The 15,924-nt window shown below is 61.5% G+C and carries 15 protein-coding genes; 14 read left to right on the top strand and 1 reads right to left on the bottom strand.

Translation table 11 applies throughout. The annotated features are described in order from the left end of the window. Positions 1-169: 169 nt before the first annotated feature. The 5 genes from ACQZ6F_RS26180 to ACQZ6F_RS26160 all read left to right on the top strand — a co-directional run bounded on the left by ACQZ6F_RS26180 (position 170) and on the right by ACQZ6F_RS26160 (position 5,475). Positions 170-1,201 carry a helix-turn-helix domain-containing protein gene (locus ACQZ6F_RS26180; RefSeq protein WP_449094649.1) on the top strand — a complete coding sequence of 344 codons (1,032 nt, stop codon included), beginning with the start codon at positions 170-172 and terminating at the stop codon, positions 1,199-1,201. Positions 1,202-1,525: 324 nt separating this feature from the next. Then, positions 1,526-2,422, top strand: coding sequence for an efflux RND transporter periplasmic adaptor subunit (locus ACQZ6F_RS26175; RefSeq protein ID WP_449094648.1), 897 nt, complete (start codon positions 1,526-1,528; stop codon positions 2,420-2,422). Further along, complete coding sequence (locus ACQZ6F_RS26170) at positions 2,419-3,126, top strand: ABC transporter ATP-binding protein (RefSeq protein WP_449094647.1); 708 nt, start codon at positions 2,419-2,421, stop codon at positions 3,124-3,126. The genes ACQZ6F_RS26175 and ACQZ6F_RS26170 overlap by 4 nt, the downstream gene beginning before the upstream one ends. Then, a complete protein-coding gene (locus tag ACQZ6F_RS26165; RefSeq protein ID WP_449094646.1) occupies positions 3,126-4,268 on the top strand; it encodes an ABC transporter permease in 1,143 nt (380 codons plus the stop codon). The genes ACQZ6F_RS26170 and ACQZ6F_RS26165 overlap by 1 nt, the downstream gene beginning before the upstream one ends. Positions 4,269-4,272: 4 nt before the next feature. Continuing rightward, the gene (locus ACQZ6F_RS26160; protein WP_449094645.1) at positions 4,273-5,475 is read left to right on the top strand and encodes an ABC transporter permease; all 1,203 of its coding nucleotides are present in this window, start codon (positions 4,273-4,275) and stop codon (positions 5,473-5,475) included. 7 nt (positions 5,476-5,482) lie between these two features. Here the strand turns inward: ACQZ6F_RS26160 and ACQZ6F_RS26155 are convergent, their stop codons facing one another. Continuing rightward, the gene (locus ACQZ6F_RS26155) at positions 5,483-6,433 is read right to left on the bottom strand and encodes a LysR family transcriptional regulator (protein WP_449094644.1); all 951 of its coding nucleotides are present in this window, start codon (positions 6,431-6,433) and stop codon (positions 5,483-5,485) included. A gap of 98 nt (positions 6,434-6,531) precedes the next feature. Here ACQZ6F_RS26155 and ACQZ6F_RS26150 point away from each other — a divergent pair, with 98 nt between their 5' ends. From ACQZ6F_RS26150 to ACQZ6F_RS26110, 9 genes are read left to right on the top strand one after another with little or no spacing between them, the layout of a single operon-like run. Continuing rightward, the gene (locus ACQZ6F_RS26150; protein WP_449094643.1) at positions 6,532-7,407 is read left to right on the top strand and encodes a dioxygenase family protein; all 876 of its coding nucleotides are present in this window, start codon (positions 6,532-6,534) and stop codon (positions 7,405-7,407) included. Beyond that, a complete protein-coding gene (locus ACQZ6F_RS26145; RefSeq protein WP_449094642.1) occupies positions 7,404-8,465 on the top strand; it encodes a maleylacetate reductase in 1,062 nt (353 codons plus the stop codon). The genes ACQZ6F_RS26150 and ACQZ6F_RS26145 overlap by 4 nt, the downstream gene beginning before the upstream one ends. Before the next feature lie 56 nt (positions 8,466-8,521). Then, the gene (locus ACQZ6F_RS26140; RefSeq protein WP_449094641.1) at positions 8,522-9,802 is read left to right on the top strand and encodes an ABC transporter substrate-binding protein; all 1,281 of its coding nucleotides are present in this window, start codon (positions 8,522-8,524) and stop codon (positions 9,800-9,802) included. Positions 9,803-9,852: 50 nt separating this feature from the next. Next, entirely contained in the window at positions 9,853-10,572 is a 720-nt protein-coding gene (locus ACQZ6F_RS26135) for an ABC transporter ATP-binding protein (RefSeq protein WP_449094640.1), read from the top strand. Next, a complete protein-coding gene (locus ACQZ6F_RS26130; RefSeq protein WP_449094639.1) occupies positions 10,572-11,294 on the top strand; it encodes an ABC transporter ATP-binding protein in 723 nt (240 codons plus the stop codon). The genes ACQZ6F_RS26135 and ACQZ6F_RS26130 overlap by 1 nt, the downstream gene beginning before the upstream one ends. Beyond that, entirely contained in the window at positions 11,281-12,144 is an 864-nt protein-coding gene (locus ACQZ6F_RS26125) for a branched-chain amino acid ABC transporter permease (RefSeq protein ID WP_449094638.1), read from the top strand. Before ACQZ6F_RS26130 ends, ACQZ6F_RS26125 begins: the two co-directional genes overlap by 14 nt. Before the next feature lie 7 nt (positions 12,145-12,151). Then, positions 12,152-13,267 (top strand): branched-chain amino acid ABC transporter permease, encoded by a 1,116-nt coding sequence (locus ACQZ6F_RS26120; protein ID WP_449094637.1) that lies wholly within the window; start codon positions 12,152-12,154, stop codon positions 13,265-13,267. Next, positions 13,260-15,014: an FAD-dependent monooxygenase gene (locus ACQZ6F_RS26115; RefSeq protein ID WP_449094636.1), complete on the top strand. Its 1,755-nt coding sequence runs from the start codon at positions 13,260-13,262 to the stop codon at positions 15,012-15,014. The genes ACQZ6F_RS26120 and ACQZ6F_RS26115 overlap by 8 nt, the downstream gene beginning before the upstream one ends. A gap of 7 nt (positions 15,015-15,021) precedes the next feature. Next, complete coding sequence (locus tag ACQZ6F_RS26110) at positions 15,022-15,912, top strand: intradiol ring-cleavage dioxygenase (protein ID WP_449094635.1); 891 nt, start codon at positions 15,022-15,024, stop codon at positions 15,910-15,912. Positions 15,913-15,924: the final 12 nt, after the last annotated feature.

Here is a 15,924-nt window from a genome sequence, read left to right as displayed (position 1 = left end):
GGCCGTTATCCCTTGTTGCAAAACGCGATCAGGCAAGCCTAGTTTTTATTGGAATGGTTTCGACCGGGGATATTTCTCGTCCTCGAACATGATTCAGGTCGCGGAACATATTGATTAAAGCCATGGCTCAGGTTGATCGTCCTGTCGTTCTCCTTGATATAAGTTTCTGATGCTTTTCATCCCTCTGCCCTTTGTCGTCGCCATTCTGCTCCTCGTGCTGTTTGCCGTCGTGGCGAGGGGGAGCGACCAGGCCTCCTTGAAGGAGGCCCCGCGCAATCTGCCGTTCCTGGCGCTGATATTGATGGGTGCTTTTCAGTCGTTTCTGAGCGGCCTGCGCTGGGGATACGGCATAGGGGAGATCATATATGTGGCGCCGATCGGTGCGGCGATCGTTCCGCCGCTGGCATATCTGGGAGTGTGCAAGCTTACCCGCAAAGCCTCGGCCTCATCCTCGCGACGATTGGGATTGCATGCTCTTCCGGCTGTGGCGATCATCCTTCTGGTGATTGTCTGGCGCGGCGCCATCGATGTGGCGCTTCCGCTCATTTTCATCGGCTATGCCGTTGCCATCCTGCTTTTGATGCGATCCGGGACGGACTCGCTCAGAACGACGTCCTTTGAGAGCGCACCACGGGTTTTTCGCGCTCTCGTTTTCACGGCATTCGCGTTGCTGTTATCGGCTGCGCTGGACATTTTCGTCGCTCTCGATTTCGCGTGGACCGAGGGCAGGCATGTGATTCCGATGATAAGCCTCGGAAACCTCTCAGCGCTGATTATCCTGTCGATCGCTGGTGCGGTCGCCAGCCGTGGACGCAGCTTTCCGGAAGTGACGGAGCCGCTGTCGCAGCCCGACACGGCAGAGGACAAGGATACGATGACCGCGATCCGGGCCTTGCTGGAAGCAAAGCGCGTCTACCGCGATCCCGATCTTAATCTCGATCGTCTTGCCCGCAAGGCCGGCATTCCGGCCCGGCAGATCTCCACGGCAATCAATCGCACGACCGGCAAAAACGTCTCGCAATATGTCAATGAATTCCGGGTGGCCGAGGCCTGCGGTTTGCTCGAAGAGACGAAGAGGCCGGTAACGGACATCATGTTCGAAGTGGGGTTCCAGACCAAATCGAACTTCAATCGCGAATTCCGCCGTGTCACCGAGATGACCCCGCTTGAATGGCGGGAGCGCAAAGAAAATCCCGCCTGAATCTTCGACGCAGGTACGAAATCGCGATCGAGGACTGCCGAAAATGTGTTTGAGGTCGAGTTAACGGCCTAGTCGGCCATGCTGTTCGGCATGAACACAAGCACCGAACACGACCGCAAACTTGCCGAAACGCTCAAGTCGCTTTCTCTTGAGCCTTTAACCAGCACAAATAAATCCGAGCCGCCGTGGACAATCGCACGGCGGCTCGCGCTACCGGCCATCCTTGTCGCTTTGGTAGCCGTCCCGGTCGCCACTGCCGTTGTTTGGCCGAATGCCCTAGGCCGTTTCAAGGCTATGCTTCCAGATGAGCTGCGGGCGGACATCATGGCCTCCGCAACGCCGGCCACGAACATCCGATCAGCCAAGGCCGGCGATGCAGAAGCACCGTCTATGCGGGCGGTCACCTTTGCGCCGACCCGCGAAATAACCGGCTCCGGCTATGTCGTCGCGCCACGGTTTACGGCCATCTTTTCCAAATATGAGGGCAGGATTACCGGCATCCCCGTCGAAGCCGGCGATCATGTCGAGGCCGGCCAGGTCTTGGTCATTCTGGACGATGCAGGCGCCCGCTTTGCGCTCGAGCAAGCGATGGCGGCAAGGGTTTCTGCCGATCTTGCTTTGTCTGCGAAGGATATCGCGCTCACGCTGGCGGATGCTTCTCTGCGGCGCATAGGAGCGCTTGCCTCTCGCCAGGCGGCATCTCAAAAAGAGCTTGAGGAGGCTCAAACGGCCTGGAAGAGCGCGTCGAACGCCATGGCGCAGGCGCGTCAGGATCTCCATCGGGCCGAGCTGTCCATCCGCATCGCCCAAGAGCAACTGGATGAATTGACGGTTCGCGCGCCCTTTGCCGGCACGGTGACGCGGCTCAACGCTCACGTCGGTGACACCGTATTGGCGCGTGTCGATAGCGTCCGCGAAAACCAGAGCCTTCTGACGCTCGTCGATACCGGCAGCATGGTGATCGATGCCGACGTGGCTGAGACGAACATCGCCGCGATCCGTCCCGGCATGGGTGGGGAGGCAGTTCTTGACGGCTTTCCCGACAAGCCATTCGCTATTGAACTGAACCGGATCGCGCCCGTCGCTTCATCCGAAAAGGGCACCATCGCGCTTCGGCTTTCCCTCACGGCACCCCCGGCCGGAATCCGTCCCAACATGGCAGCGCGCATTCGCCTCACTGTTCCCAATCCCCAGACATCATCAGGAGACGTCAAGCAATGACAGAGATCATCAAGGAAGAATCATACATCATCTTGAACGCCGTGCAGAAGGGATACCGGGTGGGAGGCGAAGCGATCCCCATCTTTAGCGGTCTCGATCTCACTATCCCGAAAGGTGGCTTCGTCGCCATCATGGGGCCGTCCGGATCGGGAAAATCGACACTTCTCAACATGCTGGCGGGTATCGACCGCCCCGATGCCGGCGAACTGCGCATTGGCAGCGCCCGGCTCGATCAGATGGGAGAAGCGGCGCGTTCTTCCTGGCGGGCCCATAATATGGGCATCGTCTTCCAGTTCTATAATCTGCTGCCCATGCTCAATGCGGCTGAGAATGTCGAGCTGCCGCTTCTGCTCAAGCCGATTTCCGCCAGGGAGCGACGCGCCCGGGTCGAGAAGGTATTGGATCTCGTCGGGCTGTCGGGCCGTGGCAAGCAATATCCGGCCTCGATGTCCGGCGGTCAGCAGCAGCGTGTCGGCATTGCACGCGCCATCATTGCCGATCCCGATCTGCTGCTTTGCGACGAGCCGACCGGCGATCTCGACCGAAAGTCAGCCGATGATGTCCTCGACATGCTGGGCTTTCTCAATCGCGAGATGGGCAAGACGATCGTCATGGTGACACACGACCCGCAAGCAGCCCTCCATGCCCGACAGACGCTGCGTCTCGACAAGGGGCATTTCGTTGAAGAGAAGAGGGCCGCCTGATGAGCTTCCTTCGTCTTGCCCGAAAGAATGCGTGGCGAAAGCCGCTGCGGACCCTGCTGCTGATCTTCTGCGTGATCGTGGCCTTCCTGATTTATGGTCTCACAGCGAGCTTTGAGAACGGCACGCAAGGGGCGGCAGGCGCCAGCGAGAATATTCTCGGTGTGATGAACGCGGCCGGGCGTAACCAGCCGCTGCCGATGGCCTATCTCTCGCGGATCGCTTCGCAGCCCGGTGTGTCAGACGTGGCTTACATGACGCGTCTACGCGGCTTTGTCGGCACGGAAAAGAATGCCATGGCGGTGAGCGCCGTCGAGCCGCAACTGCTCGCCGACGTCAATGGCAGGGAGCTCGGCCTGAGGGCAGAGCTGGTGACATCGCTCGGTGCGGCGCGCGATCGCGTGCTGGTCGGCCGCGCTTTGGCGGAAGCACAAGGCTGGTCCGTCGGTCAGCGCATCACGCTGACATCCTTCCAGACGGCAATGAAAAACGGCAGTCGCGACTGGCGTTTCGAGATCGCCGGGATTTTCGAAGGCGAGACTGCGAGCACCGATACCTATTTCATCATTGCCCGCCACGACTACGTCAATGCCGCCCGCGAGCGTAACGCCGATACGGTGGATGCCTTCATCGTGCGGCCACAAGACGGCGTCTCTCCCGGTCAACTGGCTGTCGGCATCGATGCGCTGTTTGCCAATTCCGCCGTGGCGACGCGCACGCAATCGGAGAAGCAATTCCTTGAAGCCTTTCTGCGCCAATATGCCGATATCGGCCTGATCATCAATTTCATCGTCGGTGCCGCTTTCACGACCCTGCTGATGATCGTCGTCAACACCATGGTCTTCGCGGTACGTGAGCGAACGTTCGAAATCGGCGTTCTGAAGACGCTCGGCTTTTCGCGGCGGCGGATCCTGGGGCTCATTCTCAGCGAGACGATGTTGATTTTCATCATCGGAGGCTCTGTCGGTCTTCTTCTGGCAAAGCTCGCGGCCATGGCGGCAGCGCCGGTTCTTGGCCTGGTTTTTTCGGCCACCGTCCTTGCCAAGGCAGTTTGCCTCATCGCGCTCCTCGGCTTTGCGACGGGGCTCATCCCGGCAGTCAATGCCATGCGCGCACCCGTCACCAAAGCGCTGAGAGCGAGGTAGTCCCATGTCTTCCAGTATCAAGCAAATGCTCGTGATGATCCGGGCCAGTCTTTTCAGCCTGCCACGTCGTCTGGCGATTTCCATCTCGATGGCGCTGTCCATCGCGCTCGTCGTCGCGGTCCTCGCCGGCTTTCTCTCCATGGCGGCCGGCTTCGAAACGGCATTGAAGAGCGCCGGGTCGCCCACCATTGCTGTCCTTCTCGGCGGCGGCACCAATCAGGAAATGGCCTCCGCTATTCCCGCCGAGGCGGTCCGGACCCTCGAGGCTGTGCGGGGCGATATCGGAGCCGTGCGCGATGCGGCCGGCAATCTTGTCTATTCCCGCGAGATCGTCGTTCCTGTGGAAGTCCGACAGGTAGGCGCAGATGCTGCCAAGATGCTGGCTTTGCGGGGAATGGACCCGACCGGACCCTCGCTTCGAGATGGCGTCACTCTGTCGGCCGGTCGTTTCCCGACAGCCGGTTCGCGAGAGATCGTTGTCGGCGATCGCATTGCTGGTGAATTCGGCTCGCTTGCGGTGGGAGACCGGGTGCGGCTGGGTCCGGTCGAATGGACGGTGGTCGGGCATTTTTCCGCGAATGGCAGTGCTTTCGAGTCGGAAATATGGGGCGATCTCGATGCCGTCCGCTCAGCCTTCGATCGGCAGGGCGAGGTTCAGAGCGTGAGATTGCGGCTCGTCGAACCGGGCGCGATCAAGCTGTTGCAGTCTGCGCTCGGCGCCATCACGGTCACGCCCATGGTCGCGGTATCCGAAGTCGATCTTTATGCGGCACAGTCTTCCGGTACGGCCGATCTCATCCGCATGTTCGGATGGCCGGTCGCTCTCCTGATGGCGCTTGGCGCGACGGCCGGTGCGCTCAACACGATGATGAGTTCGGTCTCCGATAGAGCCGTCGAGATTGCCACCGTACGAGCGCTGGGATTTAGCCGGCTGGCCGCCTTCATCGCAACCTGGGTCGAGGCAATCCTGCTTTCGGCAATCGGCGCTGCCATCGGGCTCATCGCTTCATGGTTTCTGTTCAATGGCTGGCAGGCCAGTACCATTGGCGCAAACAATGCCAGCATGGCATTTCAGCTCACGATGAATGGAGGGGTGATGTCCGCGGCTGGTCTATTGGGCTTGGCGATTGGGATTATCGGCGGCGCATTGCCGGCCCTTTCCGCCACGCGCTTGCCCCTGACGGTCGCGTTGCGTGCACGTGGCTAGGGACTTCTCAAAGTCCCCAGATCACCGACTCCTCATGCCGTTTGATCAGATGGCGAAGGTTCTGGAAGCCGGAGCGGACAAATTCGGCAAACTGGTCGACGGCTGGAGAGTGCGGCGCGTCGATCCGTGTGAGGATGGCAAGGGCGCGCTCCGGGTGGGGAATTGTGATCGGCAGCGCGGTGATCGTCTTTTCCTTGCGCTGCGCAAACACCACGCTATGCGGCATGATCGTCAGGGCATCCGCTGCCTTCAGATAGTTGATGACGCTCATGAGCGAGCCGCCCGAATAGCGGATCTTGATTTCCGTCGCGCCGAAGGAAAGCAGCAGGGCGCGCAGATCCGCCAGCAACGGGCTGCCGGGCGGCGGCGCGATCCAGGGGTAGTCGAGAAGATGGCTCGGCTGCGGCCGCCGCTTCAGCAGCAGTGGGTGTGTCACCCGGCAGGCGACGACATTGCGTCCGGGGAGGATCTGTTGAAATTCGAGCCCGGACCCCTCGTCGAGAATATCGATCGGGCAGATGGCAAGATCGATCTGGTCGGCCTTGAGGGCGGCCCGCAGATCGGGGAAGTAGCCATAGCTCTGGTCGATCCGCACATCCGGGTGGCTTGCCTGGAATTCGGCACAGAGGCCGGCGATCAGCGCATCCATGAAGAACGGCGTGCCGCCGATCCGCACGACGCCGCTCTTGCCCACCCTGAAACTCTCTACGAGATCGGATGCCTTGCGCGAAGCGGCCAGCATGATCAGACCATGCTCGGCCAAAGAGAGGCCAAGCGGCGTCGGTTGAAGCGGCCGGCGACCCCTGATGAACAGCGGCTCGCCGACGCGTTTTTCCAGCATGGACAAGGTGCGCGAAACGGCCGGCTGCGCCAACCCCAGCAAGGCGGCGCCTTCCGTTACACCGCCTGTCTTCACGACGGCAGCAAGCTGAATGAGGTGGCGTTCGTCGAACTTCATAACAATATGTTATATTGATCTATAACAAAATCATCAATCCATGCATTTTCCGCTGCTAATGTCTCTTCAAGCTGCACAGCAGATTTTGGAGGAAGAGCATGGCGGGGCATGCCAAGGCGCTCACATTCAGCGAAGCGACATCGTCGGAGGCTTTCTCCGAGCGCTTCTCCGCCAACGGCGATGGCAATCTGCCACGGCTGATTGCTGCTGCCGTGACCCATGTGCATGATCTCATCAAGCAGTTTCGCCCGACCCAGGAAGAGTGGCGTCAGCTCATTGCGTTTCTGACCGAGGTCGGTCACGCCTCCGACGAGCGGCGTCAGGAATGGGTGCTCCTGTCGGATCTCATCGGTGCTTCGGCACTGGTGGAGGAGATCAATTGCCGGCGTCCGAAGGCGGCGACGCCGAACACCATCCGCGGACCATTCTTTCGCAACGATGCGCCGGAGCGAGCCTCCGGGGCTTCGATTTCGCTCGATGGCGTTGGCGAGCCGCTGGCGGTGTCCGCGCGGGTGCAGGATCTGGACGGCCTGCCGATCGCCAGTGCCGAGATCATCACCTGGCAGGCCAATGGTGAGGGCTTCTATGAAAATCAGCAGCCCGACCTGCAGCCCGAACACAATCTGCGCGGTCTTTTCCGCACGAATGCGGACGGACATTTCCACTATCGTTCGGTGATGCCCGCGGGCTACGGGGTGCCGGATGACGGGCCGGTTGGGCGGCTGCTTGCCGAAGCCGGCTATCCGCTGCGCCGTCCCGCTCATCTGCATTTCGTCGTGCGCGCCAAGGGTTTCGAGACGATCACGACCCATATCTACGATGCGAGCGACCCAAATCTTGCCGAAGACGCCCTCTTCGGCGTGCGACCGGAACTCGTCACCAGTTTCGAAGCCGTCGACATCGGCGGACAGCGCGGCAAGGCTGCAAATCTCACCTTCGTCATGGTCAGAGCAAAGCCGGGGAGAGCAGGATGACCTCAGATTTTTCCTATGCGGGCAGCCCCGCCCAGATCGTATTCGGCGCTGGCAGTAGAAGCGCGGTTGCCGAATGGATCGCTACGGCCGGCTGTAAGCGCGCTTTGGTCCTGTCGACGCCGCACCAGAAGGCCGATGCCGAGGCGCTCGCTCGCGAGATCGGCCTGCTCGCCTGCGGCGTCTTCACGGGCGCCACCATGCACACGCCTGTCGATGTCACTGAGGCTGCGATGAAGGTTGTGGCGGAAACCGGTGCGGATTGTGTTGTTTCGCTGGGGGGCGGATCGACGACTGGCCTCGGCAAGGCGATCGCCTATCGCACTGATCTTCTCCAGATCGTCATTCCAACAACCTATGCAGGCTCGGAGGTCACGCCGATCCTCGGCCAGACCGAAGGCGGCCGCAAGACGACGGTGCGCGACGCCAGGATCCTGCCGGAAATCGTCATCTACGATCCCTCGCTGACACTCGGCCTGCCGGTGGCGATGAGCGTGACGAGCGGTCTGAACGCCATGGCTCATGCGGTCGAGGCGCTTTACGCGCGTGACCGCAATCCGATTTCGAGCCTGATGGCGCTGGAAGGCCTGCGCGCCTTTGCGCGGAGCCTGCCCGCTATCGTGCGTGATCCGAAGAACGCTGAGGCTCGTAGCGATGCGCTTTATGGCGCCTGGCTCTGCGGGTCGGTGCTCGGCACCGTCGGTATGGCGCTGCATCACAAGATCTGCCACACGCTGGGCGGCTCCTTTGATACGCCGCACGCGGAAACCCATGCGGTGATGCTGCCGCATACCGCCGCGTTCAATGCAGCCGCGGCCGCATCGGAACTGGCGGAGGCGGCCGGCATCTTCGGCGGGTCGATCGGCGGTGGGCTCTGGGATTTCGCCAAGGCGATCGGAGCGCCGCTATCGCTCAAGGAGTTCGGACTGACGGAAGCCGATCTTGATCGCGCGGCCTCGATCGCAGTCGAAAATCCCTATTGGAATCCGCGGCCGATCGACCGGGGTTCGATCAGGACACTCTTGCAGGATGCATGGGAGGGCCGGCGACCAGTCGGCTGAGACATCGGCGCCTTTTGGCGCACTCTTTGGGAGGAGAGACAATGAGGGGAGGAAACATGTTCACGAGACGCGATTTTCTGAAGACGACGGCTGCCGGTGGTGCCGTGCTGGCGGTGCCAGGCCTAGCCATGCCGGCCATTGCCAAGGATGCGGCGATCAAGCTCGGCTATGTCAGCCCGCAGACGGGGCCACTCGCCGGCTTCGGCGAGGCTGATAAGTTCGTCATCGATGCCTTCCTGGCAACGACCAAGGCAAAGGGTCTCAATTACGAGGTCGTGGTGAAGGACAGCCAGTCCAACCCCAACCGCGCGGCTGAAGTCGCAAAGGAACTGATCGTCGACGACCAGATCAACCTGATGCTGGTCTCCTCGACGCCGGAAACGACCAATCCGGTCTCCACCACCTGCGAAGCCGAGGAGATGCCCTGCATTTCCACAGTCGCGCCCTGGCAGCCCTGGTTCATCGGCCAGCAAGGCAATCCGGGCGATCCGGCTTCGTGGAAGCCCTTCAACTATGCCTACCACTTTTTCTGGGGTCTGGAAGACATCATCGCCGTCTTCACCGGCATGTGGGGCCAGATCGACACGAACAAGAAGGTCGGCGGCCTGTTCCCGAACGATGGCGACGGCAATGCCTGGGGCGACAAGGTCGTCGGCTTCCCGCCGGTTCTCGATAAGCTTGGCTACGGGCTCACGGATACCGGCCGCTATCAGAACCTGACGGATGATTTCTCCGCGCAGATCAACACCTTCAAGCAGGCAGGCACCGATATCCTGACCGGCGTCATGATCCCGCCCGACCTCACCACATTCTGGAACCAGGCCAAGCAGCAGGGTCTGAAGCCGAAGGTCGCCTCGATCGGAAAGGCGCTTCTCTTCCCACAGACCGTCGAGGCGTTGGGGAACGCCGGGCACAATCTGTCGACCGAAGTCTGGTGGACGCCAACGCATCCGTTCAAGTCATCTCTGACCGGTGAGACCGCTGCCGCCGTCGCGGACGCCTTTACCAAGGCTACCGGCCGCCCGTGGACCCAGCCGATCGGCTTTGCCCATGCTCTGTTCGAGCTGGCCGTCGATGTGATGAAGCGCGCCGGGGATGCCGGCGATGCGGAAGCGGTCGCCAAGGCGATCGGCGAAACGAAGCTCGATACGCTCGTCGGGCCGATTGCCTGGGGCAATGAGAAGCTTCCCCCCTTCGCCCGGAAGAATGTCGCCAAGACGCCGCTGGTCGGCGGCCAATGGCGGCTGAAGTCGGGCGGCGGCTACGATCTCGTCGTTGTCGAAAATGGGCTGGCGCCGAATGTGCCGCTCGGCGGCAAGCTCGAAGCGCTGGCGTGAAAGGATGGCTGCCCGGCGTTGCGCCGGGCAGCCTCCAAGGGAGAACGACAATGCCCATACTGGAATTGAACGGAGTTTCGAAATCCTTCGGCGCGCTCGTCGTCGCCGAGGATATCGGCTTCTCTGTCGAGGCTGGCGAAGCGCTCGGGATCATCGGGCCGAATGGCGCCGGCAAGTCGACGCTGTTCAACCTGATCAATGGCAACCTCTCCGTCGCGCGCGGATCGATCCGCTTCGACGGTCGCGATGTCACCCACACGCCGCCGATGCAGCGCTGCTTTGCCGGCATGGGCCGCACCTTCCAGATCCCGCAGCCTTTCGAACGGTTGACCGTCTATGAGAACCTGCTGGTCGCTGGCACCTTTGGGGCGCAGGCGACCGAGAGGAATGTCTCGGATCTTTGCGCAGACATTCTGGTCGAGACCGGCTTGATCGCCAAGGCGAACATGCCGGCGGGATCGCTAACCCTGCTCGAACGCAAGCGCCTGGAGCTGGCCCGGGCTTTGGCGACCCAGCCGAAGCTGCTGCTGCTCGACGAGATCGCCGGCGGCTTGACGGAAGGCGAATGCCGCCAGCTGGTCACGACCATCAAGCGGGTCCACCAGCGCGGTATCGCGATCATCTGGATCGAGCATGTGCTGCATGCGTTGACGGCAGTGGTTCAGCGCATTCTTGTGCTGAATTTCGGCCGGATGATCGGCATCGGCGAGCCGGAAGCCATCATGGCTTCAAGCGAAGTGCGCGAGATCTATCTGGGGATGGAAGTCTGATGGCAAGCCTTATCGAAACCCATGGCCTCATGGCCTCCTACGGCGATTTCCAGGCCGTGCTTGGCGTCGATATGCGGCTTGAGGCTGGCGAGACCATCGCTGTCATTGGGGCGAACGGCGCCGGCAAATCGACGCTGATGCGCTCGATAGCCGGTGTCATTAACAATAAGCCCGAGATGGTCCTGCATCGCGGCGAGCCGATCGGCGCTTTGGCCGCATCCGATGTGGTTCGGCGTGGCATCGCGCTCGTGCCGGAGGGGCGAAAGCTGTTTCCGTCGCTGACGGTCGAGGAAAATCTGCAAATCGGCCGTTATGGCCGGCGGATCTCCGGGCCATGGACACTCGACAGTATCTACACGCTATTTCCGATCCTGAGGGAAAGACGGCGCAATCCCGCGACGGCGCTTTCCGGTGGACAGCAGCAGATGGTCGCGATTGGCAGGGCGCTGATGTCCAACCCCGAAGTCCTTCTCTGCGACGAGCTGAGCCTCGGCCTTGCTCCCGTAGTCATCAAGGACATCTATGCCGCCTTTGCGCATATCCGCGCCGCGGGTGCCGCCATCGTCATCGTCGAGCAGGATATCGCACAGGCGCTGAAGGTCGCCGATCGCGTCTATTGCATGATGGAGGGTCGGATCACCCTGACGGGCCGACCGGCGGAACTCGATCGCGCCGATATTCATGCAGCTTATTTTGGAGCAGACACCCATGAACTGGCTTGATACGCTTCTTCAAGGCGTGCTGCTGGGCGGCCTTTATGCGCTGTTTGCGGCGGGTCTCAGCCTCGTCTTCGGCATCATGCGTCTCGTCAATCTCGCCCATGGCGATCTCATCGTGCTCGCGGCCTTCCTGATCCTGACGCTCGTTTCCCTGCTTGGGCTCAATCCCTTCCTGGCGGCGCTGATCGCCGCGCCCCTGATGTTTGCGGTCGGCTGGCTGCTGCAATATCATCTGCTCAACCGCACGCTCGGCAAGGATATCCTGCCGCCCTTGCTTGTTACCTTCGGTCTGTCGATCGTCATCCAGAACGGACTTCTCGAAGGCTTCACGGCCGACAGCCGACGGATATCCGCGGGCGCATTGGAGACAGCCTCGCTGCAATTCGGCGGCGTCAATGCCGGGCTGATGCCGCTTCTGACCTTTGCATCGGCCGTTCTCGTCATCGTTGCCCTCAACCAGCTGATCTACCGTACCGAGCTTGGCCGCGCCTTCCGGGCGACCTCGGACGATGTGGTGACGGCAAGCCTGATGGGCATTCGGCCGAATTCCATCTTCGCCATCGCCACCGGGCTTGCGATGATGATCGTGACGGTAGCAGCGCTCTATCTCGGCATGCGGGCGAATTTCGATCCGACGGCGGGGCCGGCACGGCTGATCTACGCCTTCGAAGCGGTCATCATCGGCGGTCTCGGCTCGCTGTGGGGCACGCTCGCCGGCGGCGTTATCCTCGGAGTTGCCCAGACATTTGGCGCGGCGATCAATCCCGAATGGCAGATCCTTGCCGGGCATATTGCCTTCCTTTGCGTGCTGCTCTTCCGCCCGCGCGGCCTTTTCCCTCGGGCAGTGGATTGAGGCGGCCATGACCAAAGGTTTCGAAACAATGTCGACCGAAATCGCAGCACCCAAAGGCTGGCGGGTGGAAACGCGCACAAGGCTTTCCGGTATATTCGCCATCCTTTCGCTCATCGCGGTTGTCGCGCTGGCAGCTGCACCCTTCCTGGTGTCGCGCGGTGTCGTCCAGGATCTCTTCTTCATTCTCACCATGCTGGCACTGGCACAGAGCTGGAACCTGCTTGCCGGCTATGCAGGTCTGATTTCTGTGGGACAGCAGCTTTTCGTCGGCTGTGGCGCCTACGCGCTGTTCGGCTTCGTCATTCTCGCCGGCATCGACCCGATCCTCGCCATTCCGCTGGCCGGGCTCTTCGCGATGTTGATCGCCGCGCCGGCCGCCTTCTTTTCCTTCCGTCTCTACGGTCCCTATTTCGCGATCGGCACCTGGGTCATTGCCGAAGTCGGGCGGCTGCTTTTTGCCCAGTGGAAGATGCTGGGTGGTGGAACAGGAACCTCGCTGCCGCGCGAAGCCACCAAGGACATGCTGGGTATCTCGCTGCTGCAGGACTGGTTCGGCATGCGCTCGGCAGCGGCGGCGGATGCGCTTGCCTATTGGCTGGCGCTGGCGCTCACGGCGTTGACGATCGGCTTCATCTACAGGCTGCTGCGCAGCAAGCAGGGGCTTGGCCTTGCTGCCGTACGCGACAACGAGACGGCAGCGCGTGCGCTCGGCGTCGATGCGCTCCGCCTGAAGATAGTCGTCTATCTGGCGACCGCCTTCGTGACGGGCATGGTCGGTGCCCTCATCTACCTGCAGAAGGCGCGCATTTCGCCTGACGCCGCCTTCTCGCTCACCGATTGGACCGCCTATGTCGTCTTCATCGTCGTGATCGGCGGCATCGGCACCATCGAAGGGCCGCTGGTCGGCGTGCTCGTCTTCTTCCTGCTGCGGAATGCCTTTTCGAGCTACGGCTCCTGGTATCTGCTCGCTCTGGGGGCGCTCGCCATCGTCACGATGCTCTTCGCACCACGGGGTCTCTGGGGCCTCATATCCAGCCGCACCGGTTGGGAGCTGTTTCCGGTCCGCCGCCTGCTGAAGGGCGGACCTGTCCTCAATGATGAAAAGGGAGGGCCACATGGCTGACATCACCACCGACGTTCTGATCATCGGTACAGGACCCGCCGGCTCGGCAACGGCTGCGCTGCTTGCGACCTATGGTCTCGAGCCGCTGATAATCAACCGTTATCGCTGGCTGGCGAGCACACCACGCGCGCACATCACCAACCAGCGCACGATGGAGGTCCTGCGCGATCTTGGCCGAGACGTGGAGGATGAGGCCTATCTCTTCGCGGTCGAACAGGATCTGATGGGGCAGAACGTCTTCTGCACGGCGGTTGCCGGCGAAGAGATCGGCCGCATGCAGAGCTGGGGCAACCATCCCTTGTCGCGCGCCGAGCATCTGCTTTCGTCGCCCGCCCACATGAACGATCTGCCGCAGACCTATATGGAGCCGCTCCTGTTCAAGACCGCTTGCTCGCGCGGGGCGCAGGCGCGTATGTCGATGGAATATCTGAGCCATGTCCAGGATGCCGAAGGCGTCACGACGACCTGTCTCGATCGCCTGACGGGCAAGGAAGTGACCATCCGCTCGAAGTTTCTGATCGGGGCCGATGGCGGCAACTCGAAAGTGGCCGAGCATGCGGGCCTGACCTTCGAAGGCAAGATGGGCGTTGCCGGCTCGATGAACATCCTGTTCGAGGCCGATCTCTCGCGCTACGTCGCGCACCGGCCGTCGGTGCTCTATTGGGTGCTCCAGCCCGGCGCCGATGTCGGCGGCATCGGCATGGGTCTGGTGCGCATGGTCAGGCCGTGGAACGAATGGCTGATCGTCTGGGGCTATGACATCAACCAGCCGGCGCCTCAGGTCGACGACGCCTTCGCCACCAAGGTCGTGCGCGAACTGGTCGGCGTTGCCGACCTCAAGCCGAAGATCAAATCCGTCTCGACCTGGACCGTCAACAACATGTATGCGACGACCATGTCGAACGGCCGGGTTTTCTGCATGGGCGATGCCACGCATCGTCATCCGCCTTCGAACGGCCTCGGCTCCAACACCTCGATCCAGGATGGCTTCAATCTCGCCTGGAAGCTTGCCATGGTCCTCAGAGGTCAGGCCGGCATTGGCCTGCTCGACAGCTACCAGGCTGAGCGTGCGCCGATCGCCAAGCAGATCGTCAGCCGCGCCAACAAATCGATCGAGGAATTTGGCCCGATCTTCAAGGCGCTCGGTCTGCTCGATTCCGTCGATCCGGTGAAGATGCAGCAGAATATGGATGCGCGCTGCGATGACACGGCCGATGCCGAGCGCCAGCGCACGGCCATTCGTGAGGCGATCGCGCACAAGGTCTACGAATTCGATGCGCATGGCGTCGAGATGAACCACCGCTATGCCTCGAATGCCGTGGTCAAGGACGGTCAGCCGGAACCCGCCTTCGAGAAGGACCCGGAATTGCATTTTCAGCCAACGAGCTGGCCTGGTGCGCGGTTGCCGCATGCGTGGCTGTTCAACGACAGCGGCGCGAAGGTATCGAGCCTCGATCTCACCGGGCATGGCGTCTTCACGGTGCTGACCGGCATCGGTGGAGACGGCTGGGTCGCGGCGGCAAAGGCATTATCAAAAGAGTTGGGTCTGCCGATCTCGGCCCACAAGATTGGTCCGCGGCAAGAGTGGCAAGACCTGACCGGAGACTGGGCGCGCGCCCGCGAGATCAGCGATTCCGGCGTGCTGCTCGTACGTCCCGATCATCATGTTGCCTGGCGCTCCGATGCGGCGGTTGACGACCCGGAACGCGAGCTGCGTCGCGTTCTGAAGACAATTCTGGATTTGTGAGGCGACAATGAGCGTGCAAGAAAAAGGCTATTTCACCGAGGAAAATTCCGTCGAGGTTGTTACCGGCCGCAACGCGAATACTGGGGATGCGCGGCTAAAGCAGGTGATGGAGGTCGTCACCCGCAAGCTGCACGAGGCGGTGAAGGAACTGGAGCCTACCCAGGGCGAGTGGATGGAAGCGATCTTCTTCCTCACCCGCACTGGCCACACCTGCACCGACTGGCGGCAGGAATTTATCCTACTATCGGATGTGCTTGGCGTGTCGATGCTGGTCGATGCGATCAACAATCGCAAGCCGTCAGGCGCATCCGAAAGCACTGTCCTTGGCCCCTTCCATGTGGCCGATGCGCCGGAATTGCCTATGGGTGCCAATATCTGCCTCGATCAGAAGGGCGAGGACATGGTGATCAGCGGCTGCATCCTCGATACCGACGGCAAGCCGATCGAAAATGCGGTGCTTGATGTCTGGCAGGCCAACGACGAGGGGTTCTACGACGTCCAGCAGAAGGGCATTCAGCCCGATTTCAACCTGCGCGGTGTCTTCCGCACCGGCAAGGACGGGCGCTACTGGTTCCGGGCGGTAAAGCCGAAATACTATCCGATCCCGGATGACGGTCCGGTGGGGAAATTGCTCGAAGCACTCGGTCGCCACCCGTATCGCCCCGCCCATCTGCACTACATCATCAAGGCCGACGGCTTCGAGACGCTGACGACCCACATCTTCGATCCCGATGACCCCTACATCCACTCCGATGCGGTGTTCGGCGTCAAGGAAAGTCTGCTTGCCGAATTCAGGCTGACCGACGATCCGGCACGGGCGAAGGAACTCGAATTCCCGGGAACGTTCTGGCGGGTCGAGCACGATTTCGTTCTGGCGCCCGATCACAAGCGAAGCTAGCCAAAGGGGTCT

The sequence above is a fragment of the Rhizobium sp. A22-96 genome (assembly GCF_053521805.1).
Note: the sequence above shows the minus strand (reverse complement) of the source record. Positions and strands in the feature narration are given on the sequence as shown.